This window comes from Rickettsia endosymbiont of Culicoides newsteadi (genome assembly GCF_002259525.1).
In the GTDB taxonomy this organism is placed as follows: domain Bacteria; phylum Pseudomonadota; class Alphaproteobacteria; order Rickettsiales; family Rickettsiaceae; genus Tisiphia.
Map to the genome: position 1 here is coordinate 1 of NZ_MWZE01000131.1, position 2,803 is coordinate 2,803.

A 2,803-nucleotide genomic window follows, 5' to 3' on the forward strand; every position below is an offset into this window, starting at 1 on the left:
ATTTCCTGTGACCAATAATTAGCTCCTCCACATGCCTCCATAGCTACCAATGAACTTTTATCGAGATTGCTTAAATAGGCTATTAACTCATCTCTTGTAACTTTTTGGTAACCTATTTTTTTGCCATTTTGATCGACTTGCACCAAGTGCATACTATTTTTTGCTAAATCTATTCCTATTATAGTATTTTTTATGCTATTATTTATCATGGTATGGACCTATTAATTAAATTATTATTTAATTTGGAGCAGCTGAAAACTATTTTTCAGCTGACTCCGTACAAGTAAAGCATATTTCGCTTCACTCGTCCATACCATCATTCCCGCGTAGGCGGGAATCTAGACCCCTGCTTACGCAGGGGTGACAGTACTATGATTGTGAACTAACTCCTCGCAATGACATCTTAAACTTTTAAGCTATTTCCCTTATGATTTTTAAATTGCCCTGAAATCAGCTCGTTTGTTTTTTTGTTTGACAATTTGCTATAAATGTGTATTATGCGATAACTTTCATGGAACTTAGGTTTTAAATAATAACTATAGGTTGTGGTGTCTGGTTTACTCAATAACGCATAACAAATCACATTAATTCGGTAACTATATGAATGAACTTACAAAAAATGATCCAAATTTTCAATTAATTGAAGACATAAGAACAACTATTTATAAAATTGGTAAAAGAGAAGGGTCAATTGAAGAACTGAAGCCGCTGTTACAAAAGGATACTACAGGAGCCTCTTATAAGTGTTTCTTTGGTACGGAGGATCAGGACACTTCTTGGGATAATCCTAAGGGGAATAATCTACTTTTATTAACAATAGCTGCGGCAAGCTCTGTAGAAGAAGGTAATAAAGAGATTGCAAGGCAGTTGACTGGTATTATATTAAATGACGCTCAAGACAAATTACAAAAAGAAGAGTTTGATAAATTTATTAATTTTCGTTATGATAATGGTACTCCGGAAGCTTATAATAACTACAGCATAGATTATGATAACACTCCCTTAACTTTAGCCATTAAAGTGGGGCTTCTCTCTGTCGCTAGTGAATTAGTAAAATTGCAGGCTGAAGTTAACGTTTCTTGTGGTTATGCTAATTTTTCACCTCTACATTTAGCGGTTTTACATTATGCAGTAAACCCGACTGATTCTTCAAATGAAAAGTTAATTGAAGAGTTAGTAAATAATGGGGCAGATATTACTGCTAAAGATAAATATGGGCATACTGCAAAGGACTTGCTTGAATATGAAGGCTTGGGAATAGAAGATTTACATTTATTCACTATTAACAACCAATATCTTAAAAAAGAGCTCAACCCAGAAGTTGGGCAAAAATATTCTTTTAAGGAGTTAGCAAAAAATAAACTTGTAGTAGAGTTTTTTGCAGATAAAAAATTTGATAAATTTAAAGCTAATTGGACTAATACAAATTTATTCAAGCAATTCTTAAACGAAAAGCGAGAAGAAAACGGTAATAAATATATTATTGCTAGAAATGGTATTGATGAAAATGCTTCAGAAGATTCTTTTGCTGCTGCAGTGTTATACGTCCTTGGTTTTGATACTGATCCTATTATAAGAAAATTAGTTAATAATTTCTCCAATGTTCTTTATGTGGTATACGATCTTAATGATGCGATTAATGGTGTTTTAGATAATCTTCCGCATCGTTCATTTGTTGATCTTTCTAATAATTCTGATAGTCTAGAGATAAACGAATTGGCTAAGTTGTTGGGTGACGTACCTGAACACCAGATATGCTTATTATCAAGGTAATCTTTTTTCAAATTTGCGGGGTATATGAATCGTTTAATATTATTAATTTTGTTTAGTATTTCTTTTTGTTTAATTGGACAAAGAGTTCTGGCTGCTGAAATAAGAATAGGGGTGCTAAAGCAGGACGTAAATTTTCGCTATGAAAAAGGCATTGCCATTAATCTCGAGTATTTATTTAGTGAAAAATACAAATTTTGGGGTGGTTATCCTCATATAGGAGCGGATATTAGCACTGGTAGATATACAAGTAGTTTTTATAGTGGGCTTACTTGGCATTTTGATATGACAGAATTTATATTTTGTGAGCTAAGCCTTGGGGGGGCGTTTCATAATGGGGAATTGAAAAAATCACCAAAACAACGAGCCTTTAAAAAACGTCCATTAGGATCAAGGCTGTTATTTAGAGAAAGTCTTAGTTTAGGGGTAAAGCTTAATGAAATACATGCAATTTCACTAATTCTTGACCATATTTCTAATGCTGATATTGTAGGGTCTAATGCAGGGTTGACTAATTTAGGCATACGATATGACTATAAATTTTAAGCAAGGCAATCCAAAATAATCATTTTCTTGGATTGTTTTGTTGCTAAAGTGAATTAACTTGAATTGGCACGTTATAAATCCGATTTAGCATCAGCGTCATTGCGAGGAGCCACTTTAGTGGCGACGAAGCAATCTAAAAAAACGATTAAAATGGATTGGGCTATGCTTCCTCGCAATGACAGCATGATGGGTGCTTATTCGGCGTTAATTCACTATACAAGTATCCTCACAATGATGTTAGCTCTAAAATATAATGGAGTGGAAAAATGAAAGATATTACTACTGATTATTCAGAGTTAAAGGTAGAGAGTATAAGGGATCATTTGGTTGAGCGTGTTGAATCACTATAATGGTCTCCATATTTTGGACACAAAAATAGAAGAAATGAGATAGAATTCTTTAGCAAAAAAGGAGAGCTAGAGATGAAAAAACAAGTAAGGCAATATAGTGCTGAGGAGAAATCAAAAATTGTCATAGAGACAATCAA

Annotated in this window: 3 protein-coding genes and 1 pseudogene; 3 read left to right on the plus strand and 1 reads right to left on the minus strand. The window is 33.4% G+C overall.

The window, feature by feature from the left end; all coding sequences use genetic code 11:
- Nucleotides 1-209: pseudogene (locus RiCNE_RS06695) on the minus strand (IS110 family transposase); the annotation flags it as partial.
- A gap of 391 nt (nt 210-600) precedes the next feature.
- On the opposite strand from RiCNE_RS06695, the gene RiCNE_RS06700 reads away from it, so the two are divergent.
- From RiCNE_RS06700 to RiCNE_RS07360, 3 genes are all read left to right on the plus strand, one after another.
- The gene (locus RiCNE_RS06700) at nt 601-1,773 is read left to right on the plus strand and encodes an ankyrin repeat domain-containing protein (protein ID WP_094649788.1); all 1,173 of its coding nucleotides are present in this window, start codon (nt 601-603) and stop codon (nt 1,771-1,773) included.
- 24 nt (nt 1,774-1,797) lie between these two features.
- Nucleotides 1,798-2,316: an acyloxyacyl hydrolase gene (locus tag RiCNE_RS06705; protein ID WP_094649789.1), complete on the plus strand. Its 519-nt coding sequence runs from the start codon at nt 1,798-1,800 to the stop codon at nt 2,314-2,316.
- 63 nt (nt 2,317-2,379) lie between these two features.
- On the plus strand, nt 2,380-2,586 hold the full coding sequence (locus RiCNE_RS07360) for a hypothetical protein (RefSeq protein ID WP_133062966.1): 207 nt from the start codon (nt 2,380-2,382) through the stop codon (nt 2,584-2,586).
- Nucleotides 2,587-2,803: the final 217 nt, after the last annotated feature.